General features: G+C 73.2%; 23 protein-coding genes. 12 read left to right on the forward strand and 11 right to left on the reverse strand.

Annotated features, from left to right (window positions below; all coding sequences use genetic code 11):
• The first annotated feature begins 127 nt into the window (after positions 1-127).
• Complete coding sequence (locus ACZ4WV_RS16395) at positions 128-1,246, forward strand: sensor histidine kinase (RefSeq protein ID WP_465747107.1); 1,119 nt, start codon at positions 128-130, stop codon at positions 1,244-1,246.
• Entirely contained in the window at positions 1,243-1,851 is a 609-nt protein-coding gene (locus ACZ4WV_RS16400; protein ID WP_465747109.1) for a response regulator transcription factor, read from the forward strand. The genes ACZ4WV_RS16395 and ACZ4WV_RS16400 overlap by 4 nt, the downstream gene beginning before the upstream one ends.
• Positions 1,852-2,054: 203 nt before the next feature.
• Here ACZ4WV_RS16400 and ACZ4WV_RS16405 read toward each other — a convergent pair whose 3' ends face one another.
• From ACZ4WV_RS16405 to ACZ4WV_RS16415, 3 genes are all read right to left on the reverse strand, one after another.
• A complete protein-coding gene (locus tag ACZ4WV_RS16405; protein ID WP_465747111.1) occupies positions 2,055-2,282 on the reverse strand; it encodes a DUF6458 family protein in 228 nt (75 codons plus the stop codon).
• Between the two features lie 98 nt (positions 2,283-2,380).
• Complete coding sequence (locus ACZ4WV_RS16410) at positions 2,381-2,545, reverse strand: hypothetical protein (RefSeq protein WP_465747113.1); 165 nt, start codon at positions 2,543-2,545, stop codon at positions 2,381-2,383.
• Positions 2,546-2,618: 73 nt separating this feature from the next.
• Entirely contained in the window at positions 2,619-3,170 is a 552-nt protein-coding gene (locus tag ACZ4WV_RS16415; protein ID WP_465747115.1) for a hypothetical protein, read from the reverse strand.
• A 366-nt stretch (positions 3,171-3,536) separates the two neighbouring features.
• Between ACZ4WV_RS16415 and ACZ4WV_RS16420 the strand changes: the two genes are divergently transcribed.
• A complete protein-coding gene (locus tag ACZ4WV_RS16420; protein WP_465747117.1) occupies positions 3,537-5,234 on the forward strand; it encodes a carbohydrate binding domain-containing protein in 1,698 nt (565 codons plus the stop codon).
• 139 nt (positions 5,235-5,373) lie between these two features.
• On the opposite strand, the gene ACZ4WV_RS16425 is transcribed toward ACZ4WV_RS16420, so the two are convergent.
• Positions 5,374-6,381, reverse strand: coding sequence for an NADP-dependent oxidoreductase (locus ACZ4WV_RS16425; RefSeq protein WP_465747119.1), 1,008 nt, complete (start codon positions 6,379-6,381; stop codon positions 5,374-5,376).
• Positions 6,382-6,636: 255 nt separating this feature from the next.
• Between ACZ4WV_RS16425 and ACZ4WV_RS16430 the strand changes: the two genes are divergently transcribed.
• On the forward strand, positions 6,637-7,275 hold the full coding sequence (locus tag ACZ4WV_RS16430; protein ID WP_465747121.1) for a hypothetical protein: 639 nt from the start codon (positions 6,637-6,639) through the stop codon (positions 7,273-7,275).
• A gap of 117 nt (positions 7,276-7,392) precedes the next feature.
• On the opposite strand, the gene ACZ4WV_RS16435 is transcribed toward ACZ4WV_RS16430, so the two are convergent.
• The 5 genes from ACZ4WV_RS16435 to ACZ4WV_RS16455 form a co-directional block, all read right to left on the reverse strand.
• Entirely contained in the window at positions 7,393-7,896 is a 504-nt protein-coding gene (locus ACZ4WV_RS16435; protein ID WP_465747123.1) for a MarR family winged helix-turn-helix transcriptional regulator, read from the reverse strand.
• A 132-nt stretch (positions 7,897-8,028) separates the two neighbouring features.
• A complete protein-coding gene (locus tag ACZ4WV_RS16440; protein WP_465747125.1) occupies positions 8,029-9,060 on the reverse strand; it encodes an LLM class flavin-dependent oxidoreductase in 1,032 nt (343 codons plus the stop codon).
• Between the two features lie 246 nt (positions 9,061-9,306).
• A complete protein-coding gene (locus ACZ4WV_RS16445; protein ID WP_465747127.1) occupies positions 9,307-9,696 on the reverse strand; it encodes an SCO5389 family protein in 390 nt (129 codons plus the stop codon).
• 99 nt (positions 9,697-9,795) lie between these two features.
• Entirely contained in the window at positions 9,796-11,340 is a 1,545-nt protein-coding gene (locus ACZ4WV_RS16450) for an MFS transporter (RefSeq protein WP_465747129.1), read from the reverse strand.
• A gap of 219 nt (positions 11,341-11,559) precedes the next feature.
• Positions 11,560-12,831, reverse strand: coding sequence for an APC family permease (locus ACZ4WV_RS16455; RefSeq protein ID WP_465747131.1), 1,272 nt, complete (start codon positions 12,829-12,831; stop codon positions 11,560-11,562).
• A 175-nt stretch (positions 12,832-13,006) separates the two neighbouring features.
• On the opposite strand from ACZ4WV_RS16455, the gene ACZ4WV_RS16460 reads away from it, so the two are divergent.
• The 4 genes from ACZ4WV_RS16460 to ACZ4WV_RS16475 all read left to right on the forward strand — a co-directional run bounded on the left by ACZ4WV_RS16460 (position 13,007) and on the right by ACZ4WV_RS16475 (position 16,650).
• On the forward strand, positions 13,007-14,101 hold the full coding sequence (locus ACZ4WV_RS16460; protein ID WP_465747133.1) for a hypothetical protein: 1,095 nt from the start codon (positions 13,007-13,009) through the stop codon (positions 14,099-14,101).
• 424 nt (positions 14,102-14,525) lie between these two features.
• Complete coding sequence (locus tag ACZ4WV_RS16465; protein ID WP_465747135.1) at positions 14,526-15,845, forward strand: cryptochrome/photolyase family protein; 1,320 nt, start codon at positions 14,526-14,528, stop codon at positions 15,843-15,845.
• Positions 15,846-15,853: 8 nt separating this feature from the next.
• A complete protein-coding gene (locus ACZ4WV_RS16470; protein ID WP_465747137.1) occupies positions 15,854-16,030 on the forward strand; it encodes a hypothetical protein in 177 nt (58 codons plus the stop codon).
• Between the two features lie 38 nt (positions 16,031-16,068).
• On the forward strand, positions 16,069-16,650 hold the full coding sequence (locus ACZ4WV_RS16475) for a hypothetical protein (RefSeq protein WP_465747139.1): 582 nt from the start codon (positions 16,069-16,071) through the stop codon (positions 16,648-16,650).
• Between the two features lie 235 nt (positions 16,651-16,885).
• Here the strand turns inward: ACZ4WV_RS16475 and ACZ4WV_RS16480 are convergent, their stop codons facing one another.
• Together ACZ4WV_RS16480 and ACZ4WV_RS16485 are read right to left on the reverse strand one after the other, a co-directional pair.
• Positions 16,886-18,544, reverse strand: coding sequence for a beta-1,3-glucanase family protein (locus tag ACZ4WV_RS16480; protein WP_465747141.1), 1,659 nt, complete (start codon positions 18,542-18,544; stop codon positions 16,886-16,888).
• 185 nt (positions 18,545-18,729) lie between these two features.
• Positions 18,730-19,479 carry a FadR/GntR family transcriptional regulator gene (locus ACZ4WV_RS16485; RefSeq protein WP_465747143.1) on the reverse strand — a complete coding sequence of 250 codons (750 nt, stop codon included), beginning with the start codon at positions 19,477-19,479 and terminating at the stop codon, positions 18,730-18,732.
• Between the two features lie 335 nt (positions 19,480-19,814).
• On the opposite strand from ACZ4WV_RS16485, the gene ACZ4WV_RS16490 reads away from it, so the two are divergent.
• From ACZ4WV_RS16490 to ACZ4WV_RS16505, 4 genes are read left to right on the forward strand one after another with little or no spacing between them, the layout of a single operon-like run.
• Positions 19,815-21,257 (forward strand): amino acid permease, encoded by a 1,443-nt coding sequence (locus ACZ4WV_RS16490; protein WP_465747244.1) that lies wholly within the window; start codon positions 19,815-19,817, stop codon positions 21,255-21,257.
• Entirely contained in the window at positions 21,254-22,612 is a 1,359-nt protein-coding gene (locus ACZ4WV_RS16495; RefSeq protein WP_465747145.1) for a glutamine synthetase family protein, read from the forward strand. The genes ACZ4WV_RS16490 and ACZ4WV_RS16495 overlap by 4 nt, the downstream gene beginning before the upstream one ends.
• The gene (locus tag ACZ4WV_RS16500) at positions 22,609-23,337 is read left to right on the forward strand and encodes a gamma-glutamyl-gamma-aminobutyrate hydrolase family protein (RefSeq protein ID WP_465747147.1); all 729 of its coding nucleotides are present in this window, start codon (positions 22,609-22,611) and stop codon (positions 23,335-23,337) included. Before ACZ4WV_RS16495 ends, ACZ4WV_RS16500 begins: the two co-directional genes overlap by 4 nt.
• The gene (locus ACZ4WV_RS16505) at positions 23,334-24,707 is read left to right on the forward strand and encodes an aldehyde dehydrogenase family protein (RefSeq protein WP_465747149.1); all 1,374 of its coding nucleotides are present in this window, start codon (positions 23,334-23,336) and stop codon (positions 24,705-24,707) included. The genes ACZ4WV_RS16500 and ACZ4WV_RS16505 overlap by 4 nt, the downstream gene beginning before the upstream one ends.

The following is a 24,707-nucleotide window of genomic DNA, read 5'->3' on the forward strand; positions in this document are numbered from 1 at the left end:
CCGCTGCGGACGCTGTTCGCCACGCTCGGAGGGGGGGACACCGGGGACCGACCTCGACCGCGGCACCGCGCCGGGGCCCCCCCACCGGGGGGCGGCCGGGCCCCGCCGGTTCGGGCTGGCCGCCGGGATGCTCGTCTTCCCGGCACTCACCGCGGTGGCCCTGTCCGACGGGTCCGGGGCGGCGACGGTCGTCGGCTACGCCGTCGTCGCCGCGTTCTGCCTGTGCTACCTGCTCACCGCGCTCGCCCTCGGGCGCGGCCGCCGGCGGTGGATCGCACCGCTGCTGGTGGCGATGACGGTGCTGTTCCTCGCCGCGCTGCCGTTGGCCCACGCCGACGCCTTCTTCCTCGCCACGGTGATCGTCTCCGAGATCGCCGTACTGTGGCGCCGGTACGCCGCCTGGGCGGTGACCGTCGGCACGCTGGCCGCGCTGCTGCTGCCCTGGGCCGTACCGGCCTGGCACAGCGGGCCCGGCGGATTCCAGGCCCTCGCCCTCCTGTTCACCGCGCTCACCTGCGGCGCATTCGCCGAGATCGCCGCCACCAACCAGGCCCTGGTCGACGCCCGGGCCGAGGTCGCCCGACTCGCCTCGGAAGCCGAACGCAACCGGATCGCCCGGGACCTGCACGACCTGCTCGGGCACTCGCTCACCGCCATCACCGTCAAGTCCCGCCTCGCCCAACGGCTGGCGGTCAAGGACGTGGACCAGGCGGCGGCGGAGATGGCCGCCGTCGAGACACTGTCCCGGCAGGCGCTCTCGGACGTGCGGGGCGCCGTCACCGGCTACCGCGAAGTGACGCTGGCCGGCGAGCTCGCCCGCGCCCGCGAACTGCTGCGCGCTGCCGGGGTGGTGGCCGACCTGCCCCGGGCGGCGGACGCGGTCGGGCCGGAACACCGCGAGCTGTTCGGCTGGGTGGTGCGCGAGGGCATCACCAATGTCGTCCGGCACGCCCGGGCGGCCCGCTGCTCGGTGGCCTTGACCGCCACCTCGGTGGAGATCCGCGACGACGGTGCGGGCGGTGGCGGTGGCGGTGTGCCTGTCGGTGCGGGAAACGGAGTCGGGGACGGCAAGGGCCTGACCGGGCTGCGGGAACGAGTCGCCGCGGCGGGCGGTACGGTCGAGGCCGGCCCGCTCGACCCACGCGGGTGGCGGCTATGGGTCACCGTCCCGGAGCCCCACGCCGGGTCCGAGTCCGGCGCCCGCTCCGCCACCGCCCCCGGCTCCGCCTCCGAAGGGACGACATGACGATCCGCCTGCTGCTCGCCGAGGACCAGGAACTCGTCCGGACGGCGCTGCGCACCCTGCTCGACCTGGAGGACGACTTCGAGGTGGTGGCCGCCGTGGGACGCGGCGACCAGGTCGCCGAGGCGGCCCGCGAGCACTGCCCGGACGTCGCCCTGCTCGACATCGAGATGCCGGGACTGGACGGCCTGGCGGCGGCCGCCGTCCTCGCCCAACAGGCCCCCGACTGCCGGGTCGTCATCCTCACCACCTTCGGCCGGGCCGGCTACCTGCGGCGCGCCATGGAGGCGGGCGCGCTCGGCTTCGTGGTCAAGGACGCCCCCGCCGAGGTGCTCGCCGACGCGATCCGCCGGGTCGCGGCGGGGGAGCGGGTGGTGGACCCGGAACTCGCCGCCGCCACCCTCGCCGCAGGGGCCTCCCCGCTCACCGCCCGGGAACGGGACGTGCTGAACGCCTCCCGCTCCGGCGCCGGGGTCACCGAGATCGCCGGAAAGCTCTACCTCTCCGAGGGCACGGTCCGCAACTACTTCTCCTCCGCCATCGCGAAGACCGGCACCCGCAACCGCACCGAGGCCCTGCGCGTGGCCGACGAGCGCGGCTGGCTCTGACCTCCTGCCCGCCGCCACCCCCGCTGGCGCGGAAGTGGCGAAGGCGGAGGCCGCTCGCGTGCCGGTGCCGGCCGGCCTGCCGCGCCTCGGTCGGGGCGATGAGGCGTCGACTCCACCGGCCGAGCGGACCGGCCCCGGCCGTCCGGAAACCGGGGCTGCCGCAGCCAGTCCGGGCCGCCGCCCCGGGTCACGGCCGGTCGTCCTCACGGCTGGTCGTAGTAGCGCCGTTCCTCGACGACCTCGTCGGCCCCGGCCCGGCCCATGAAGCGTCGGCGCCGGTAGATGCTGGCGTAGGTGATCAGGCCGAGCAGTCCCGCGGCCATCATGATCCAGCCGACCACGTGCACGTTCATCCCGGAGAGGTGCCAGTCGACCCCGAAGGCCAGCACCGCGCCGAAGGCGAACAGGAGTATGCAGCCGCCGATACCCATCTTCCCCAACTCCTCTGCGTTCGGATGGAGTCCGGCTACCCCCGACTCGGCGGATGACACGGGCGGTCGCCTGCCATGCTGTCCCGGGCCGGGGCCCGCTACCTCCGCCCGGTCTTCCGGCGGCCGATCCGCATACCGCCGAAGAGCAGGGCGGCGAGGAACAGGACGATCCCGATGACCAGCAGCCACAACAGGCCCTTCACCAGGGCGCCGACGAAGCCGAACACGACGGCGACGAGCACGATGAACAGGAACAGAGCCATCTGATCTCCCTGAGTCGTTTCCCGACAGTGCCACTTGCGGTGCGCCGCGAATCGCGGTGCGGCGCACCGCCGATCAGGAACGGCGTGGGTGCGCCGACGCGCCCATGCCGTCGGTCGCGCCGGTGCCGTCGGCGGTGAGGGCCGGCCGCAGTACCCGGGCGGCCTCGGCCTGGCGGGCGTCGAGGATGTCCGCCTGGCGTTCGGCCCGGGCCTGCAGGACGCGCAGCCGCGCGTCGAGCTGGTCGTCACGCACCGCGGCTCGCAGCGTCCGCCAGAGCGCGAGTTTGCCCTGGATGCCGGTGCGCATGGCCTCCACCTCCAGGAGGTCGCTGAGCGGCGAGCGGCGGACCAGCCGTCCGTTGGGTTTCAGCCGGCCGGCCTTCTCGGCCGCGGCGCCGAGGACCATCCGGTGCCGCCGGGGGCGGACCCCGAGTGCCCGCATCAGGCCGACGAGCTCGTCGCGGTCCTCGGCGACCTCCCGGGCCAGGCGCCGCAGGTCCGGTGCGGAGGGGCCGGTGGGGTGGGCGCGGGCGATCCGGCGTGCGAGCGCCGCGCCCGCCGAGGAGCCGGCCAGGTGGTCGTTGAGATAGATCGCGAGCAGGCGTTCGTCGTCTGTGACGGCCATGCTGTCACCCCTTTCGCGGTGCGGCGCGGCGCAGCTCGGCGGCCGGAGCCCTTCCGACGGCGGGGCCCCTCGCCGGGTACCGCCGTCGCGCTTCGCGGGTGCCCAGCCGGGAGCGGACGGAAACGGGGACGGCCCGGCGGGGCTGCCGGACGTCGAGCGGGGGGGAGCCGCGCGGCCGACCGGGCCGCCGTAAGCCGGGTCGTCCTTGGGTCGGGCCCCGAATTGGTCCAGACCTATTGACGCGTCCTGTCGCCCCTCCTACGATCCGGTCCGGCACAGCCCCACATGTCCCCACCTCACCCAGGGCCGGGCGTCACGCCCCCACGCTCGTCATGTCCATGGCGTCCGGCGGGAAGGGAGCACAGCATGTTCCGTCGGAGGCCGCGCTCGCCACGCCCGTCAGGCGTGGAACGCGCATCGCAGGTGAACCGCACCGCCCGGCCCGGACCGACCATCCTGAAGCGCTCCGTTGCCGCGGTGAGCGCCGCCGCCGTCATCGGTGCCGGAATCGCCGTGGCCGGGACCGTCACAGCCGGAGCCGTCGCCGCCGGGGCCGCCACCACCAACCTGGTGGCCAATCCCGGCTTCGAGAGCGGGCTCTCCGACTGGACCTGCTCCGGCGGATCCGGCGCCGTCGTCGGCAGCCCCGTCCACTCCGGGGCCTCCGCACTCCGCGCGACACCGGCCGGTCAGGACGACGCCCAGTGCACCCAGACCGTCAGCGTCCAGCCCAACTCCCCGTACACGCTGAGCGCCTATGTCCAGGGCAGCTACGTCTACCTGGGCGCCACCGGCACCGGCATCACCGGCGCCCAGTCCACCTGGACACCCGCCAACCCTTCCTACGGCCGGCTCAGCGTCGGCTTCACCACCGGGCCGACCACCACCTCGGTGACCGTCTACCTGCACGGCTGGTACGGGCAGCCCGCCTACTACGCGGACGACGTGTCGCTCACGGGCCCGAGCGGCGGCAGCCCCACGCCGACCGCCACCCCGCCCACCACGCCGCCGCCGACCACGCCACCGCCGACTACACCGCCGCCGACCACGCCACCGCCGACCACGCCACCGCCGACCAGCGCCCCGCCCACCACGCCACCGCCGGGTGACACCTGCCCCACGAAGCCCAAGCCGTCCGGCAAGGTCCTGCAGGGCTACTGGGAGAACTGGGACGGCGCGCTGAACGGTGTCCACCCCGGCATGGGCTGGGTCCCCATCACGGACAGCCGGATCGCCGCGCACGGCTACAACGTCCTCAACGCCGCCTTCCCGGTGATCCTCTCGGACGGCACCGTCCTGTGGCAGGACGGCATGGACACCAACGTCAAGGTTCCGACCCCCGCCGAGATGTGCCAGGCCAAGGCGGCCGGAGCGACGATCCTGATGTCCATCGGCGGAGCCACGGCGGGCATCGACCTGAGCTCCAGCGCCGTCGCCGACCGGTTCGTGGCGACCGTCGTCCCGATCCTCAAGAAGTACAACTTCGACGGAATCGACATCGACATCGAGACCGGCCTGTCCGGCAGCGGCGACATCAACACGCTGTCCGCCTCCCAGGCCAACCTGGTGCGCATCATCGACGGCGTACTGGCCCGGATGCCCGGGGGCTTCGGCCTGACCATGGCCCCGGAGACCGCGTACGTCACCGGCGGAAGCATCACCTACGGCTCGATCTGGGGCGCCTACCTGCCGATCGTCAAGAAGTACGCCGACAACGGGCAGCTGTGGTGGCTGAACATGCAGTACTACAACGGCAGCATGTACGGCTGCTCCGGCGACTCCTACCAGGCCGGCACCCTCCAGGGCTTCACCGTGCAGACCACCTGCCTGAACAACGGCCTGACCATCCAGGGCACCACCATCCGGGTCCCCTACGACAAACAGGTGCCCGGCCTGCCGGCCCAACCCGGAGCGGGCGGCGGCTACCTGGACCCGAGCCTGGTCAGCCAGGCATGGAACGCCTTCGGCGGCTCCCTGAAGGGGCTTATGACGTGGTCGGTCAACTGGGACGGCTCGAAGGGCTGGACCTTCGGCGACAACGCCAAGTCCCTCCAGCGCCGCTGATCTGCCCCTGACCTCCCCCTGACCCCCGCGCCCCGGCGCGCCGACCCGGCCCCGGTCACCGACCGGAACCGGACCGGCTACGAGCCCGGGCGCGGGGCCTCGGCCCCGCAGCCCTGGCCGGTCATCGTGCGGCGTTCCGTCACGCCAGGCGGAGCACCAGCTTGCCGGTGTTCTCGCTGCGGAACAGCATCCCGAGGGTCTCCGGGAAGTCGTCCACGGTGCCCTCGACCACGTGCTCCTTGACCTTGATCCGGCCGTCGCCGATCCAGCCCGCCAGCTCGGCGGCCGCCTGCCCGTACCGGCGGGCGTAGTCGAAGACCACGAAGCCCTCCATCCGGGCCCGGCGGACCAGCAGCGACAGGTAGTTGGACGGGCCCTGCACGGCGCTCTCGTTGTTGTACTGGCTGATGGCGCCGCAGATCACCACCCGGGCGTGCATCGCCAGCCGGGTCAGGGCGGCGTCCAGGATCGGGCCGCCGACGTTGTCGAAGTAGACGTCGATGCCGTCCGGGGCGTGGGTGCGCAGTGCCTTGCGGACGTCCTCGGCGCGGTAGTCGATCGCCGCGTCGAAGCCGAGCTCATCGGTGAGCAGCGCGCACTTCTCCGGGCCGCCCGCGATCCCGACCACCCGGCAGCCCTTGACCTTGGCGATCTGGCCGACCAGGGTGCCGACGGCCCCGGCGGCGCCGGAGACCACCACCGTCTCGCCCTCCTTCAGCGCGCCGACGTCCAGCAGCCCGAAGTAGGCCGTCAGCCCGGGCATCCCGAGCGCCCCGAGGTATGTGGACAGCGGCGCGAGCGCGGGATCCACCTTGAGCGCCCCCTTGCCGTCGGACACCGCGTACTCCTGGACCCCGAAGGTGCCGACCACGTGGTCGCCGACCTGGAACTTCGGGTGGTTGGACGCGACGACCTCGACCACCGAGCCGGCCCGCATCACCTCGCCGAGGCCCACCGGCGGCAGGTACGAGGGCCGGTCGTCCAGCCACCCGCGCATGGCCGGGTCGAGCGAGATGTACCGGGTCCGCCCCAGGAACTCGCCCTCGCCCGGCACGCCCACGGCCTCCTCCCCATGCGCCCAGTCCTCCGCCCGGACCTCCCCGACCGGCCGGCGGGCAAGGCGGATCTGGCGGTTCACTTCGGTCATGGCATCTCCAAGAGGCGTACTGGGGCCGAGCAGGGGCAGGACCGAGTGTAAGCAAGCGCTTAGTCATCTGGCCAGAGCCCCGCCCGCGAAGACCCACGAAGACCTCGGCACCATGTCAGCGGGCGTCTCGGTCCGGTGTGCCGCACCAGCAGGCCGCCGGCCGTGGAGGGGGTGTGGCCGCTGCGGCCGGCCCAGGCTCTAGCCTGGCCTCGCACCTGCCGATTCCCGATCCACGACACGAAAGCCGAGACCGCCGTGAGCGTTCCCCTGCGCAGAGCAATAGCCGTACCGTTCCTCGCACTTGCCGCGGTGGGCTGCTCGGCGGGTGGCACCGGGACGACGGCCGCAGGCCCGTCCGTCGCGGTGTCCACCTCCGCCGCGGGCCCCAGCACGCCCGCCGTCGCCCCGACGCAGGCGCCACCGCAGACGGCCACACCGGCCGGCGCCGCCCCGGCGGCCGCGGCCGGGCCCGCCGGGGTGCTGGAGGCCTGGCTCGGCGATGTCTACCGCGGGGACGTCGATCAGGCGTGGGCGCTCACCCAACTGCCACCGAACGCCGGCGCCTCCCCGCAGCAGGACCCGAAGGCGGCGTTCACCCGGGTGGTGAAGTCCCTGCACGAGAACTTCGTCCAGGCCGTCCACACCCCGGACTTCAAGGTCACCCACCAGGCCCCCGGGGCGGCAGGCCAGAGCGTGATCACCGATGCGGACGTGACCGTGGACGGGCACACCCTGCGACAGGCGATCCTGAGCACCAAGCAGGGCTCCGGCCAGGTGCAGCCCGCCCTCACCTTCACCCTCGGCCAGGTCAAGGGCGACTGGCGACTGACGAACCTCGGCATGGACCTCGACGCGTCGGTCTCGGCCACCGGCGACACCAGCGTCACTGGCTAGTCGGCGGAAGACTGCCGGACGTTGGCGGCGATGGCCCGCTACTGCCCGGGTGTGTCGGGCAGCTGGGCAGCTGACCCCGGTCCGGCGGACCGCATTCCCAACCGGCAGAGGCCCGACTTACGGCCGCTCGCCGTCCTCCGACAGGACCGACTCCCGCGAGCGCGGCCCCTGGGCGAGGAGGTGGTCGGTGACGCGCTGGAGCACGGAGACCGCGGTCGCGTACTCCTCTTCGGTGATGTCACCGAGGATGTCCGCGCGCACCCGGTCCATGTGTTCCTTCGCCGTCGCCAGTCCCTCACGGCCCTGTTCCGTGAGGGTCAGCCGGCCGTCCGCGCCGATGGCGAGCCAGCCCCGGTGGACGAGGGCGTCGGCGGCGTGGACGATCGCCTCGGCGTCCATGCCGTAGGGCACGGCCACGGCACGGATCTCCTCCCTGGTGAGGCCGTGCTCGGCGCGGACGATGTTGTTGAGCGCCCACCACTGGGGCTGGGTGGTGTCGATGTGTGCCAGGGCGGCCTGCGAGTGCCGCAGGATCGCCTCGGTGGCGCGCCAGGCGACCAGGGCGATGGGCCGCTGGTCGCGCGTGGTGGTGTCGTTCTGAGCAGTGCTCTTGGTCGTCATGATCGCGAGGCTAGGACCTCAAGTGGGATTGAGGTCAAGGCTGGTTCCCATGGCTGCGTCCGTCAGCGCTCAGCCTCCCCAGCCGGCGCCCGAGGCGGGCGATCCGCGGTGCCGTACCGGCGGCTCGGCCGCTCAGGCCTGCCCGGGTGTCCAGCCGAGGGCGGGTCCGAGCCGGGTGGCGAGGTCGGTGAGGATCTGCACGTAGTCCTCGTGCTCGAAGGTGAACGGCAGAGCGAACGCGACTTCGTCCACTTCGCGGTACCCGGCGTGGGCGTGCAGCCGCTCGGCGAGCTCGTCGGACGGGCCGACCAGGTCGGGCGCGAAGAGCAGCCGGTTCGGCCCCTGCGGGGTGAGGGTGCGCGGCGTGCGGGCGAGGGCGTAGGCCTCGTACTTGGCGCGCTGTTCGGGGGTGGCGCCGTCGGTGGGGATGACCACCAGCCCCTGGGAGACCCGGGCCCGCTCGCCGTCGGGGTGCAGGGAGCGGAAGGCGCGGATCTGCTCGGCCTGGATCGCGGCGAAGTCCGGGGCGACATCGGTCCATTCGGGCTTGACCACGCTGCTGGTGAGCAGGTTGAGTCCGTGCTCGCCCGCCCACCGCGCCGAGCGGAGGCCGGCCGCGCCGTACCAGAGCCGGTCGGCCAGGCCGGGGGAGTGCGGCTGGACCCGGCGCGAGTACACCTCGATGCCCTCGGTCCCCTCGAAGTCCGAGGCGTCCGCGCCGCGGACCAGCGCGAGCAGCCGTTCGGCCCGGCGGTGGCTGAAGTCCTCGTCGGCGCCGGTGTCGGGGTAGAGCGCGCCGCGCAGCCGCTCGTAGTGGACGGGCGGGCCGACGCTGAAGCCGGGGTTGAGCCGGCCGCCGGAGAGCACGTCGACGGTGGCGAGGTCCTCGGCGAGCCGGAGCGGGTTCTCCCAGCCGAGCGGGGTGACGGCGGTGCCGAGCTGGATGCGGCGGGTGCGCTGGGTGGCGGCGGCGAGGACGGCGACGGGGGAGGAGATCCCGTACTGGAGGTGGCGGTGGCGCAGCCAGGCGCTGTCGAAGCCGAGTTGCTCGCCGAGGACGATCAGTTCCAGGGTGGATTCGTGGCCGGGGCGCGGGTCCGCCTCGTCGAAGAGCCCGATGGTCAGGAAGCCGAGTTTCCGCAGCGGTCGGGAGGAGGGCGGCATGGTGGCGGCTCCGCGGGGGATCGGGCGGCCAGGAAGGGGCCGGTCGAGTGATGCCCCTCGAACGTACGCAGACGGCGCCGGGTGCCACAAGATCGGCGCGCGCTCCGGACACCCGACCGCACCGGGCGGCAACGCCGCGCAACACCGGGCCGCCGGACACCCGGCCGCCTGACGCCGGGCCGCCGGCCGGCGCGCGCGGCGGGCCCCCGCCGGGTTCAGCGGGGGCCCGCCGTCAACGTCCGGGGCTCAGCAACTGCGCAGCTCCGGGCTCTGGTTGCGGATCTGGTTGTGCAGCGAGGTGAACTCCCGGAACGCCTCGCTGTCCTCGGCTCCGGGCCGGAAGGCACCGACCCGGTGGCAGTTGACGAAGGCGAGCTTGACGCCGAAGTGCTCCTCCAGGCTGCCCCGGATGGCGTTGCTGGCCAGCGCGCGCAGCAGCTGGGCCCGCTGCTCGTCGCTGGGGGTGGTGTTGTCGGTGGTGAACTCGGCATCCGTAGCGGCCAGTTCGGTGCTCAGTCCGGCGACGACCTGGTAGGCGTACGGGAGCGAGTTGCGGACGGTGTCGAGGAAGTCGGCCTGGTCCACGCGGCCGTTGCGGGCCTGGTCGAGGAGGGCGGGGGAGACGTCGAGCGACATGGATGTCCTCTTTCGCGGAGCGCGCGGGCGCGCTGGGGGTGGTTACCGAAGATGAAAACCATTTGCGGAAAAGGACTCTGCTGGACACCCGACGCCCTGTCAAGTACCGCCCCCCGAAGGGCCGACGGGCGGCGTTGTCGGCAGCCGTGGTGCCTTGATGACGAACACCGCGATGACCGCCGCGAGCGCCGCGAACACCAGGCCCAGCTGGAAGGCGCTGGAGATGCCGTGCACCAGCACCTCCGAGGAGTACGGCGCCGGCAGCTTGCCGGTCGCCTTGAACTGGGCGGCCTGCTGCGGGGTGGCCTGCTGGAGGAACTTCCCCACCTGCTGCCGGGCTTCGTTGCGGCTCGCCGTGCCGTACACCGTGACGAGGATCGACAGGCCCAGCGACCCGCCGACCTGCTGGGTGGTGTTGAGCATGCCGGTGGCCGCGCCGGTCTCGTGCGGGGCGACCCGGGAGACGGCGGTGAGCATCACCGGAACGAAGATCGAGCCCATCCCGAAGCCGAACAGCAGGGTCGGCCCGAGGATGCCGCCGACGTACGTGCTGGTGATGTCGATCCGGGCCGCCCAGGCGACCCCGGCCAGCACCAGGACCGACCCGGTGACCAGGAACGGCTTCGGGCCCCACCGCACCTGGTTGCGGGCGGCGAACTGGGCGGCGGCGATGATGGCCACGCTGATCGGCAGGAACGCGAAGCCGGCCCGTAGGGGGCTGAACCCGAGGATCTCCTGCACGAACAGGGTGATGAAGAAGAAGATGCTGAACATCGCCGCGGCCACGCAGAGCATCAACCCGTACGCGCCCGAGCGGTTGCGCTCGCGCAGCAGGTGGAGGGGTGTGATCGGTTGCCTGGCGTGCCGCTCGTTCAGCACGAAGGCGGCCAGCAGCACCAGCGCGAGGCTGAACGCGGTCAGCGTGACGGCGTCCGTCCAGCCGTGGTCGGAGGCGCGGATGAAGCCGTACACCAGCGAGACCATGCCCGCGGTGGAGGTGAACGCGCCGGTCAGGTCGAAGTGCCCGGGGTGGCGATCGGACTCGTTGATGTAGAGCGGCGCCAGCAGGGCGATCGCGATGCCGATCGGCACGTTGACGAAGAACACCCAGCGCCAGGACAGCCAGGAGGTGAGCATGCCGCCGAGCAGCAGCCCGATCGCCCCGCCCGCTCCGGCGACGGCGGAGAACACGCCGAAGGCCCGGTTGCGCTCCGGGCCCTCCTTGAAGTTGGTGGCGATCAGCGCGAGCGCCGTCGGCGAGGCGATCGCGCCACCGAGGCCTTGCAGAGCCCGGGCGGCCAGCAGCCAGGCGGAGGACTGCGCGACCCCGCCGAGCAGTGAGGCGAGGCTGAAGACCAGCACCCCGACGATGAACACCCGCCGTCGGCCGAGGATGTCGCCCGTCCGGCCGCCGAGCAGCAGCAGCCCGCCGAAGGTGAGGGTGTACGCGTTGATGACCCACGACAGGTCGGTGGTGTTGAACTTCAGCGCCTGCTGGATGTGCGGCAGCGCGATGTTCACGATCGTGATGTCGAGGACGACCATGAGCTGGGTGGCCGCGATGACGGTGAGTGCTATCCCTGGGTGCTGGCCCCGACGTGCGGTCGCGGGCGGAGCCGTGGCCAGGGCACGCGAGGTGGCCATGGCAGGTTCCCCAATGGCTCGGGAGCGAACGATGGGAGGGGGACGGATCCGTTCACCTCCCACGACAGTAATCCGGGCAGATAGGGAACACAACCGTTCATTACGGGCGAACGGTGAATTTCCGGGCAGGCCGTCGACCGGAGGCGTGGAAGCAGCCCCCGCAAGCCGCCTGCGGTCGGCCGCGCCGGCCCCGCAGCCGTCTCAGCCGCACCGCCGGGCTCAGCCGGCCCGGCGGGCGGCGACCCGGCGCACCCAGTAGGCGGCGGCACCGAGCGCGAGCACCACCGCTCCCCCCAGCACCGAGGCCCCGGGCAGGGCGAAGGCCAGCACGACGCAGCCCGCCGCGCCGAGGACGGGCACGCCCCTCGGCGGACGCCCCTCCCCGGAAGTGAGCGTCCAGGCGGAGACGTTGGCGACGGCGTAGTAGGCGAGCACCCCGAACGAGGAGAAGCCGATCGCGCCCCGGACGTCGCCGACGGCCGCGACCACGGCGACCACCGCGCCGACGGCCAGCTCGGCCCGGTGCGGCACGCCGAAGCGGGGGTGCACGGCGGCGAGGCGGTGCGGCAGGTGCCGGTCGCGCGCCAGCGCCAGGGTGGTGCGGGAGACGCCGAGGATCAGCGCAAGCAGCGAGCCGAGCGCGGCCACGGCCGCACCGGCCCGGACGACGGGGGCGAGGCCCGGTGACCCGGCGGCCCGGACGGCGTCGGCCAGCGGCGCCCCGGCGTGGGCCAGCCGCCCGGGGCCGAGCACCGCCAGCACGGCCAGTGCGACGGCGGCGTAGACGACCAGCGTGATGCCGAGCGCCAGCGGGATCGCCCGTGGGATCGTGCGCTCTGGATCGCGGACCTCCTCGCCGAGGGTGGCGATCCGGGCGTACCCGGCGAAGGCGAAGAACAGCAGCCCCGCGGCCTGGAGCACCCCGTGGAAGCCCGTGTCCGCGCCGACCGCCCAGCGGCCGGTGTCGGCGTCGCCCCCGGTCAGGCAGCCGACGACGACTGCGGCGAGCACGGCCAGCACGACGGCGACGATCGCCCGCGTCAGCCAGGCGGCCTTCCGTACGCCGACGTAGTTGACCCCGGTCAGCGCGACGACGGCCGCGACCGCGACGGCGTGCGCCTGCCCGGGCCACACGTACGAGCCGACGGTGAGCGCCATCGCGGCGCAGGAGGCGGTCTTGCCGACCACGAAGCCCCACCCGGCGAGGTACCCCCAGAACTCACCGAGCCGCTCGCGGCCGTAGACGTAGGTGCCGCCGGACTGCGGGTAGCGGGCAGCCAGCCGGGCGGAGGACGTCGCGTTGCAGTACGCCACCACACCGGCCAGCGCCAGGCCGACGAGCAGTCCCGAGCCGGCGGCCCCGGCGGCGGGCGCGAGCGCGGCGAAGACGCCCGCGCCGATCATCGACCCGAGCCCTATCACCACCGCGTCGAACACGCCCAGGTGCCGCCGCAGCTCCGGCGGCCCGCTCGTCGGCGCCGACGTGCTCATGGTTCCGTGCCCTCCGGTGGGTTCCGATGTCGGCGCACCCTACTGGACGGAGAAGGCCGCGGGCCGAACCGGAGCGGCTCACCGGTGCCTCCACGCCTCCCCGCGGCTCACCGACTGCGGCCCGCCCGACGGAAATCCTGTGGAGGCCGGGCGGCGGGAGCTGGAGGATGCCCGGATGAACGACATCCTGCGCGCCGCCGGCGAGCTCCTCGGCACCCGGCTGTCCGAACCCGCCGACCTGGGCGGCAGCTCGCGCACCACGGTGCTGCGCTGCCGTACGGCCGAGGGGCGGAGCGTCATCGTCAAGGCCTACACGGGCGGGCCGGACGCCCTGCGAGGCTTCACCGCGGAGGCGGCCGGGCTCACGCTCGGCGTGGCCGGTCCCTCGCTCCTCGGGGTGGACCCCGACGTACCGCTGCTGGTCCTGGCGGACCTCGGGGACGCGCCCACCCTCGCGGACATCCTGCTGGGGAACGACCCGAAGGCCGCCGAGGAGGGGCTGCTGGCCTGGGCCCGCGGGCTCGGCGCACTGGCGGCCCGGTCGGTGGACCGGCACGAGGAACTCACCCGGCTGTGGGCGCGGTACGACAAGGGACTGCCGACCTGGGCGGAGGACCCGTGGATCGCGCGCAGCGCCGCCGAGTTCCCCCGGGTACTCGAAGCGGCCGGCCTCGCCGCTCCGGTCGGGCTGGGTGAGGAACTCGCGCGGATCGGAACCGCGGGTGGTGAGGAGTATCCGGCGTTCACCCCGGGGGACACCTGCCCGGACAACAACCTGATCACTCCCGAGGGCCTGCGGCTGCTGGACTTCGAGACGGCCTGCTTCCAGTCGGTGTTCATGACCGCGGCGTACTGCCGGATGCCGTTCTCCAGCTGCTGGTGCGTGTTCGCCCTCCCCGACGGCCTCGCCCGCCAAATCGAGGCGGCGTACCGGGCCGAGGTCGTACCGATCTACCCGGCGCTCGCCGAGGACGCCGTGTGGGAGGCCGGAATGCGGGGGACCGTCGCCGTGTGGACGGTCAACGCGACCGTGCGACTGCTGCCCCGCACGGCCGAGGACGGTCCGATGCACCGCAGCCGGCGCCCGGTGCCGACCAGGCGGCAGGTGCTCAGGCACCGCTGGGAGACGGCCGCGGTGATGGACGGGTTCCCGGTGTTCGCGGAGACGATGCGGCTGCTGCTGCGGCAGATCGCCGACGGGTGGTGGGTGGACCCGCTGCCGGGCTACCCCTGCTTCCGGCGGGACGGGGCCGTCCGCCGGCCGGAGTGATCAGGACCCCGCCGAAACGGTGCGGAAACGGTGCCAGTACCGGCACGCGCGGTGGCTGGCCGACGGCGCGACGGTGGAGGCAAGCACCCGCGGGCCGCTCACCGCGCCCACCCCGAGACGCCGCCCCGACGGCACGCGCGTCCGCCGACCGGTCCGCACCGCCAGGCCGTAGGCTCGCGGCCGTGACCGCCCCGACCACCCCGACGGCTCGGAGGAGCCCCAGCGTTCCGAAGTCACCGAACGATCCGGCAGGCCCGCAGGAACCCTCGACCAACTGACGGACCTGCTCCGTTGAACGGTACCAATCCGCGGTGCGTCCGGCTCCGAGGGACCGTAGAGAGTAGGCAGGGCCGTTCCGCCTGCCCGTTGCCCCGCCCCGCCCGCACCCGAGAACCCCGACCGCATCCGTCCCGAGGGCCCGCCGATGACCGTCTCGATCGCCCTGTTCACCCAGGACCTGCGCCTGCACGACAACCCGGTGCTGCACGCCGCACGCGGCGCGGCCGACCAGGTGGTCCCGCTGTTCGTCCTCGACCCCGGCGTGGAGACGGCGGGCTTCGCCGCCCCCAACCGGCAGGCCTTCCTGGGCGACTGCCTCGCCGACCTGGACGCCTCGCTGCGCCGCGCCGGCTCCCGCCTGGTCGTGCGCCGCGGGGGAACCGCCGAGCAGACGGCCCGGGTGGCCGCCGAGACCGGCGCCGCGACCGTGCACGTCGCCGCCGGGGTCAGCGCCTTCGCCCGTCGGCGCGAGGCAGCATTGCTCGCACTGTTCGGCCACCGGCTGCACGTCCACGACGCCTCGGTGACCGTGGTCCCGCCGGGCCGGATCGCCCCGGTCGGCCGCGACCACTACGCGGTCTTCACCCCCTACCACCGCGCGTGGCAGCAGTCTCCCCGCCGTACGGTGCTGGCCGCGCCCCGGGTGATCCACACGCCGGACGGCGTCGGCACCGAGAACCTGGTCGTCGGCGGCCCGTTCTCCCCGGGCCTTCCGCGCGGTGGCGAGACGGCGGCCCGGGCGCGCTGGCGGCGCTGGGACGTCGACGCGTACGAGGACGTGCACGACGACCTCGCGGCGGACTCGACCTCCCGGCTCTCCCCGTACCTGCACTTCGGCTGCCTGTCACCCACGGAGCTGACCACCCGCGCCCTCCAGCGCGGCGGCGACGGGGCCCAGGCGTTCGTCCGGCAGCTCGCCTGGCGCGACTTCCACCACCAGGTCCTCGCCGCCCGCCCCGACGCCGCGCACCGCGACTACCGCAGCAGGGCCGACCACTGGCACCACGACGAGGACGAGGCCGAAGCCTGGCGGCAGGGCCGCACCGGCTACCCGATCATCGACGCCGGGATGCGCCAGCTCGCCCACGAGGGCTGGATGCACAACCGCGCCCGCCTCCTCACCGCGAGCTTCCTCGCCAAGACGCTGTACCTGGACTGGCGGATCGGCGCGGCCCACTTCCTGGCCCTGCTGGTCGACGGCGACATCGCGAACAACCAGCTCAACTGGCAGTGGGTCGCGGGCACCGGCACCGACACCCGGCCCAACCGGGTCCTCAACCCACTGCGCCAGGCCGACCGCTACGACCCCGAAGGCGACTACGTCCGCCGCTGGCTCCCCGAGCTCGCCCACCTCCCCGGCCGCGCCGTGCACCGTCCGTGGCCACTCGCCCCCGACTACCCGGACCCGATCATCGCCCCGGACGCCCTCGGCGTCCGGCTGCGCCGGGCACGGGCCCTGGACTGAGCGGACGTTTGGCCGGAGACGACGCCGCGCAGCAGCGCGCGGTGCTGCGTGCCCAGGCCGGGAGGATCGATCGCCTCAGCCGGGAGTCGGTGACCGAACCGGCCGACCGCGACGACGTCCACCGCCGCTACCCGACGGTCCGCACCGTCCAGGCCGGCGTCGTCGGTGAGGCTGACGGCGACTGAGGCCGTCACCCGCTCAGGTGCACCAGAGAAGGAAACGCGTGCAGCCCGGTATGGCGGTCGGGTGCGGGGTGGCGGAGGTCGGCGGGACGGGGTCGGTGTTCGGCCCGGTGGTGCTCGGGATGGGTTTCGCGGGCCGTTCCCCCGCAGGACGGGAGGCGGAGGCCGAGGGCGGCGCCGCGGCCGAGGTGGTGCTGCCGGACGGCTTCGGCCGGGTGGAGGTGACCGACGGCTGCGGGCGGCCCGTGGCCGCGGTGCTGGCCGGTGCCGGTGAGGCGGGCGCGCCGGGGACGGCCGCGGCGTTCGGCGAGGGCGACGCGGTGCCCGCGGAGGCGGGGGCCACCGAACCGTCCGAGTTGCCGCCGGCCAGCAGGACGCTGGCCAGCCCGCAGACCACCACACCGGCCGCCGACGCGACCAGGACCGGGCGCCGGAGCCGGCCACGCCGCCGCCGGGCCGACCGTCCCGCCGAGCGGCGCGGCGGCGTGGACGCGGCGGCCGGGACCTCGTCCGGCCGTGCGAGCCGATGGCGCGCCGCCTCCCCGGTAGCGGGTTCCGCGGCCCGGCCGCAGCCGGGGCAGGACAGCGCGCCGTTGAGGTGGCGCCGGCAGGGCGTGCAGTAACTCATGGGATCTTTTCCGTAGGTGCGGCACGGCCGGGATCCGGACGGTGACTGCCACTCCGCCCGCGGGCCGGGCCGGTTGGGTGCGAGCGTACGCAGACCGGACCGATTCGCGACACCCGGCCGATGCGAGACTTCTGCGCGGGTCAGGTGTCGTTCGTGTGCCCGGCGCGGGCCCGGGCCAGGCGCGGACGGTCGGACCGTGTTCCGCGCCGCGCCCGGCCGGCGGCCCTGACTCAGCCGAAGGTGAACCAGTTGAGGTTGACGAAGTCGGCGCCCTGCCCGCTGGCGAAGGTGAGGTACACGGTGTGGGTGCCGGTGGTCCGGGCGATGTCGGCGGGCACCGTGCGCCAGCTCTGCCAGCCGCCGGTGTTGGCGACGGCGAAGCTGCCGACCGGGGCGGCCGTCGGGCTGTCCAGCCGTACCTGGACCAGCCCGCTGATCCCGGCCGCGGCGCCGGAGGCGACCCGGGCCTGGAACCGGGTCGCGCCGGAGCCGCCGAAGTCGACGCCGGCGTAGGCGAGCCAGTCGCCGTTGGCGATCCAGCCGATGTCCTGGCCGCCGCCGGTGTCGCCGCAGGCCTCCAGCGCGGTGCCGGACTGCGAGGTGTAGGACTCGGCCTGGATGGTGCCGAACGCGCTGGTCCCGCCGCCGGGTTGCGGCGACGGCCCGGGGTCGACCGGGCCCTGGGCGCCGCCGACGGTGACGGTGAGCAGGGTCGGGTTCGCCGACTGGACCTTGCCCTCGAAGTCCACCCCGGCCGGATGGACGTCGTCGTACGGGAACGCGTAGCCGAGGTGGTCGGGGTTGGTCGCGTGCAGGATGCGGGCGTAGTGGTTGGTGCGTGCGGCGGTGTAGAAGGCGGCGGGGTTCTCGCCGTCCGGTTGGCGCGGATCGTCCAGCAGGGTGGTGCGGTTGAGGGCGGCGGCGAGTCGCGCGCTCAGGTTGCCCATCAGGTCGTTGCCGGTGGTGAACGGCGCCGAGCTGCAGTTGAACACGGCGGCGGTGGAGGGCTTGGCGAAGCCGCCGACGCCCGGGAAGGTGAGCACGCCGTTGCCGACCCGGCCGGTGACGGTGCCCCAGCCGGCCTGGGTGTCGATCACCAGGTCGGTGCTCTGGTACTTCTGCCACACGGCGGAGACGTAGCCGTCGAGATAGCCGTTGAACAGCGATGGGTTGGCGGTGATCGCCGTGTTGGGGCTGAGGATGCGCAGCGTCCGGCCGGTGGAGTCCGGGACGATCAGCCGGGCCCAGTCGCCGCCGTCGGCGGCGGCCTGCTTGCGCAGCGCGTTCGCGGCGGATTCCAGGCCGCCGGCGGGCAGGCCGCTGACGCTCTGCCGCCGGTTGTCGGCGGTCAGGTCGAAGGCGATCGGGACTGCGGCGAAGTCGACGTAGCTGATGTTGGCGTACAGCTGGTCCGGACCGTAGGTGAATTCGCAGAAGCCGTACGGCGTGGCGATGTTGGGGTCGGTCGGGTTGCTCACCGAGGGAAGGGCGATGCCCGGCCCGGGGTTGATCAAGAAGACCAGCTCGCGGCCGACGGAGAAGTAGATCCGTCCGCTGGAGAGGTACGGCAGTCGGATCCGCCGTGGGGTGGCGCCGGCCGCGCCGAGGGCGATGGCGCAGTCGGCGCCGAGCGGCGCGCCCGGGGCGGTGGGGGAGGGCGGGTGGTAGAGCGTGCTGCCGTCGGAGCGCAGGAAGGCCCAGCTGTTGCCCTGGGCCGGGTCGAGGCCGAGGACGTAGGCGTAGACGGGCTGGGCGGACAGGGTGTTGACGAGGTCGACGTCGAGCCGCTGCGGGGTGGTGCTGCCGTCGGCGGTCTGCGACAGGGCGAACAGTGCGGGAGCGGTCAAGGCCGCGACGGAGGCACCGAGCATGGTCCGGCGAGTGATCACGGGAGGCTCCGGGGGCGGTGGGGAGGGCGGGCGGCACGGACTGCGCCGTCTGGCTGTCACCCTTCCGCCCAGCGGTGGACACGTCAATATCTGTCACCGTAAATGGTCCTTAAGCCCGAGCGCGTTGATTTCTTGAAGGCTCGGTCGGTCTCCGCCCGCCGGTCCAGCGGATCATCTCGAGGGCCTCAGGCCAGGAAGCCCCGCAGCAGCGCGGCCGTTGCGGCGAGGTGCTCCTCGGTGGCGCGTCGGGCGGCGTCACCGTCGCCCGCGAGGATCGCCCGGACCATCGCCCGGTGCTGCTCGGCGGCGTGCTCGATGTTCCGCTCCAGCATGGGGATGGCGTTGAGCAGGTCGTTGAGGCGCATCCTGGCCTCGGCGATGGCCGCGGCCAGGGTGGGGGAGCCGGTGAGCTCGCCGATGGCGAGATGGAAGCGCGAGTCCAGTTGGCGGTACTGCTCGGGCGGGGCTCCCTCCAGGTCGGTCAACCGGCTCTCCAGATGGGCTCGTTGCTCGGGGGAGAGGGGGTGGCGGGCGGCCGCCTCGGCGGCGCCGACCTCCAGCACCTGGCGGTAGGTCAGCGCGTCCTCCAGCGCGCCGCCGAGGTCGCGGGCCGCGCGGCGCAGGTCGGCGACGTCCGGTGCCGGCATCCGGTAGGTGACGAAGGTGCCGCCGTACCGGCCGCGACGGGGCTCGACGCAGCCGGCCTGCTGCAGCGTGCGGAGCGCCTCGCGCAGGGTCTCCCGGCTGACGCCGAGCCGGGCGGCGAGGTCCCGCTCGGCGGGCAGCCGGTCGCCGAGGCCGAAGACGCCGAGCTTGATCGCCTGGAGCAGCCTCTCGACCGTCTCCTCGAAGGCGTTGCCGGTCCGGACCGGGCGGAAGATCGCCCCGGCCCGCCAGTCGGGCCGGGTCTGCTCACGTGTTTCGTCCACGTCCACGCCGGAATCGTACCTACGAACGGGTTTCCCGGATTCGTTCCCCGTCACTCTTGACGCGCCCCCGACCCAGCCGGAACGATGCTGCTCACCCACCCAATGGACTGATTCCAGACCATTGAAGAGCCGTCCGACCGTCGAACCCGTCGGGGCGCGCCCGCCACGCCGTCGTGGCCGCGTGCTCCCCGGCACACCCTCAACCCCCAGGGGTGCCCATGACCGACGCACGCTCACCCGACCACCCTGCCCCCGAACGGTTGCCGGAGCACACCGCCCCCGTTTCCGCCGACGAACAACGACTCCGCGAGCTGGGCTACACCCAGGAACTGGCCCGCTCGATGTCCGGCTTCTCCAACTTCGCCGTCTCCTTCTCCATCGTCTCGATCCTCTCCGGCTGCCTCACCCTGTACGGGACGGGGATGAAGACCGGGGGCCCGGCCCTGATCATCTGGGGCTGGCCGGTGGTCGGCCTGCTGACGCTCTGCGTCGGGCTCGCGATGGCCGAGATCTGTTCCAGCTACCCGACGGCCGGCGGGCTCTACTACTGGTCCGCGAAACTGACCCGCAGCCGAGGCCCGGCCTGGAGCTGGTTCACCGGCTGGTTCAACTTCCTCGGCCAGGTCGCGGTGACCGCCAGCGTCGACTACGGCGCCGCCTTCTTCACCAACGCGTTCCTCACCCTGCGCTTCGGCGTCGAGGCCAGCCCCGCGCACACCATGGAGATCTTCGCCGTCATCCTGCTGGCGCACGGCCTGCTCAACACCTTGGGCGTGCGCCTGGTCGCGGTCCTCAACAGCGTGTCCGTGTGGTGGCACCTGGCGGGCGTCGCGGTCATCGTCGGCGCCCTCACCATCCTCCCCGACCGGCACGCCTCCGTCTCCTTCGTGCTCACCGAGTTCGTCAACCAGACCGGCTTCCACAGCCAGTTCTACGTCGCCATGCTCGGCCTGCTGATGGCCCAGTACACGCTCACCGGCTACGACGCCTCCGCGCACATGACCGAGGAGACCCGCGACGCCGCCCGCTCCGGACCCCGCGGCATCGTCAACGCCATCACCGTCTCCCTGGTGGCGGGCTGGATCCTGCTGCTCGGCATCACCTTTGCGATCCGCGACTACGACGGCGCGCTCGCCAGCGACACCGCCGTCCCGCCCGCACAGATCTTCATCGACGCGATCGGCGCGGGTGGCGCCCAACTGCTGCTGCTCATCGTCATCGGGGCCCAGTTCTTCTGCGGCATGGCCTCCGTCACCGCCAACTCCCGCATGATCTACGCCTTTTCCCGGGACGGCGCGCTACCCGGCTCCCGCCTGTGGCACCGCATCGACCCGCGCACCCAGACCCCGACCAACGCGGTCTGGCTGGCGACCGGCGGCGCGCTGCTGCTCGGGCTGCCCGCGCTCTGGAACACCACCGCCTACACCGCCGTGACCTCGATCTCCGTCATCGGCCTCTACATCTCCTACGTCATCCCGGTGTACCTGCGGCTGCGCCAGGGCGAGGACTTCCCGCGCGGCCCCTGGCACCTGGGCCGGTGGAGCCGGCCGATCGGCGTCGTCGCGGTCGCCTGGACGGCCGTGATCACCGTCCTGTTCATGCTCCCCACCGCGAGCCCGATCAACGCCGAGAGCTTCAACTACACCCCCGTCGCCGTGGCCGCCGTGGTCGGCTTCGCCGGCCTGTGGTGGCTGCTCTCCGCCCGGCACTGGTTCACCGGGCCCCACGTCCACGGCACGCCGCCCGAGCCCGACGCACGGGACACCCGACCGGAGGTCCGATGACCACCCCCCGACTCACCCTCGACGAGCTGCGCGCCCGCGTCGCCGACGGGACCGTCGACACCGTCGTGCTCGCCATGACCGACATGCAGGGGCGCCTCCAGGGCAAACGCGTCGCCGCCGAGTACTTCCTCGACGACGTCGTGCCCGGCGCCGCGGAGGGCTGCGGCTACCTGCTGGCCGTCGACATCGACATGAACACCGTCGACGGGTACGAGATCTCCTCCTGGGAGAACGGCTACGGCGACCTGGTGCTGCGCCCCGACCTCGCCACCCTGCGGTCCATCCCCTGGCACCCCGCCACCGTCATGGTCCAGTGCGACGTCACCCACCACGACGGCAGCCCGGTCACCGTCTCCCCGCGCCAGATCCTGCAACGACAGCTGGACCGGCTGGCCGGCCACGGCTGGCAGGCCCACGCCGCCACCGAGCTGGAGTTCATCGTCTTCCGGGACAGCTACGAACAGGCCTGGGACAAGGACTACACCCGGCTCACCCCGGCCAACCAGTACAACGTGGACTACTCCATCCTCGGCACCGGCCGGATCGAGCCCCTCCTGCGCCGGCTCCGCAACGACATGGCCGGCGCCGGCCTGACCGTCGAGTCCGCCAAGGGCGAATGCAACCTCGGCCAGCACGAGATCGCCTTCAAGTACGCCGACGCCCTCACCACCTGCGACAACCACACCGTCTACAAGACCGGCGCCAAGGAGATCGCCGCCCAGGAGGGCTGCAGCCTCACGTTCATGGCGAAGTACGACGAACGCGAGGGCAACTCCTGCCACATCCACCTGAGCCTGCGCGACGACCAGGGCGCCCCGGTGTTCCCAGGCGACCGTCCGCACGGCTTCTCCCGCACCATGGAGCACTTCCTCGCCGGACAGCTCGCCTGCCTGGCCGACTTCGCCCTGCTGCTCGCACCCACCGTCAACTCCTACAAGCGCTACGTACCCGGCAGCTTCGCACCCACCGCCATAGCCTGGGGCCGCGACAACCGCACCTGCGCCCTGCGCGTGGTCGGCCACGGCCCGTCGCTGCGCTTCGAGAACCGCGTCCCCGGCGGCGACGTCAACCCGTACCTCGCGGTCGCCGCCCTGATCGCGGCCGGACTGCACGGGGTCGAGCAACAGCTCGAACTCGAACCGGAGTTCATCGGCAACGCCTACGGCTCCGCCGCGCCCCGGGTACCCGCCACCCTGCGCGACGCGGTCGACGCCTTCGAACGCAGTCCCATCGCCACCGAAGCCTTCGGCAAGGACGTCGTCCGGCACTACACCCACGCCGGACGCACCGAACTCGCCTCCTACCAGCGGGCGGTGACCGACTGGGAGCGGCGCCGCGGATTCGAGCGGCTGTGAGCCGCGACGACCGCCGACGACCCCTGATCGGCATCACCAGCTACCAGGACGACGCCGCCTGGTCCGTCTGGAACCAGCGCGCCGCCCTCGTGCCCCAGACGTACGTCGACGCCGTCGCGCGCGCCGGCGGCACCCCGGTGCTGCTGCCACCGCAACCCGGCGGGGTCGAGCACCTGCTCGACGCCCTGGACGGGCTCGTCCTCGCCGGCGGGCCGGACATCGACCCGGCCCGGTACGCGGCGACCGCCGATCCGCACACCGGCCCGCCCCACCAGGCCCGCGACGACTGGGAGAGCCGGCTGCTCCGAGCCGCCCTGGCCCGGGACCTGCCGCTGCTCGGCGTCTGCCGCGGCATGCAGCTGCTCAACGTCGAACTCGGCGGCACCCTCCGCCAGCACCTGCCCGACGGCAGCCACCAGATCGTCCCCGCCGGCTTCGTCCGGCACCGCGTAGGCCTGGTGGACGGCAGCCGGCTCGCCGCCGTCCTCGGGCCGAGCGCCGAGGTCTCCTGCTACCACCACCAGGCCGTCGACCGGCTCGGCACCGGTCTGCGGGCCACCGCCTGGGCCACCGACGGCACCGTCGAAGCGCTCGAACTGGCCGGCCACCGCTTCGCGGCGGGCGTCCAGTGGCACCCCGAGACCGACCCCGACGACCTCCGCCTCTTCCACGCCCTGCTCACCGCCAGTCAGCCCACCTCCGCCCACAGGGAGACAGCTCCATGACCGAACCGGACCTCTTCGAGGTCGTCAACCCCGCCTCCGAGGAGGTGATCACCACCCTCGAACTGGCCGGCCTCGCCGAAACCGACGCCGCCGTCGCCCGCGCCCGCGCCGCCTTCGACACCTGGCGCCGGGTGGCTCCCGCCGACCGGGCCCGGCTGCTGCGCTCCTTCGCCGCCGCCGTCGACGCCGACCGCGAACACCTCGCCGCACTGGAGGTCGCCAACGCCGGCCACACCATCGGCAACGCGCGCTGGGAGGCGGGCAACGCGCGGGACGTCATCGAGTACTACGCCGCCGCACCCGAGCGGCTGTTCGGCCGACAGATCCCCGTCGCCGGCGGCATCGACGTCACCTTCCAGGAACCGATCGGCGTGGTCGGGGTCATCGTGCCGTGGAACTTCCCGATGCCGATCGCCGCCTGGGCCCTGGCCCCGGCCCTGGCCGCCGGCAACACGGTCATCCTCAAACCGGCCGAACTCACTCCCCTCACCGCCCTGCGCCTCGGCGAACTCGCCCTGGAAGCCGGGATCCCGGAGGGCGTGCTGCAGGTCCTGCCCGGTCGCGGTCCGGTCGTCGGACAGCGTTTCGTCACCCACCCCGACGTGCGCAAGGTCGTGTTCACCGGCTCCACCCGGGTCGGCAAGGAGATCATGGCGGGCTGCGCCGCCCAGGTGAAACCCGTCACCCTCGAACTCGGCGGCAAGAGCGCCAACATCGTCTTCGCCGACGCCGACCTCGCCAAGGCCGCCGCGACGGCGCCCTACGCGGTCTTCGACAACGCCGGCCAGGACTGCTGCGCCCGCTCCCGGATCCTGGTGGAGGCCTCCGTCCTCGAGGACTTCCTGGCGCTCCTGGAGCCGGCCGTCCGCGGGGTGCGGGTCGGTGACCCGACCGACGAGAAGACCGAGATGGGCCCGCTGATCTCCGCCGCCCACCGGGCACGGGTCGCCTCCTACGTCCCGGAAGGGTCGCCCGTCGCCTTCCGCGGCAGCGCCCCCGAGGGGCCGGGCTTCTGGTTCCCGCCGACGGTGCTCGCGCCCGTGCGGCACGACGACCGCGCCTTCACCGAGGAGATCTTCGGCCCGGTCGTCGCGGTGGTGCCGTTCCGCGACGAACAGGACGCCCTGCGCATCGCCAACGCCACCGAGTACGGGCTGTCCGGCTCCATCTGGACCAGGGACGTCGGGCGCGCCCTGCGGGTCTCCCGCGGCGTCGACGCCGGGAACCTCTCCGTCAACTCGCACTCCTCGGTGCGCTACACCACGCCGTTCGGCGGCTTCAAGCAGTCCGGCCTCGGTCGCGAGCTCGGCCCCGACGCCCTCGACGCCTTCACCCAGACCAAGAACGTCTTCATCTCCACGGAGGAGTGA

The sequence above is a fragment of the Kitasatospora sp. NPDC029312 genome (genome assembly GCF_055569215.1).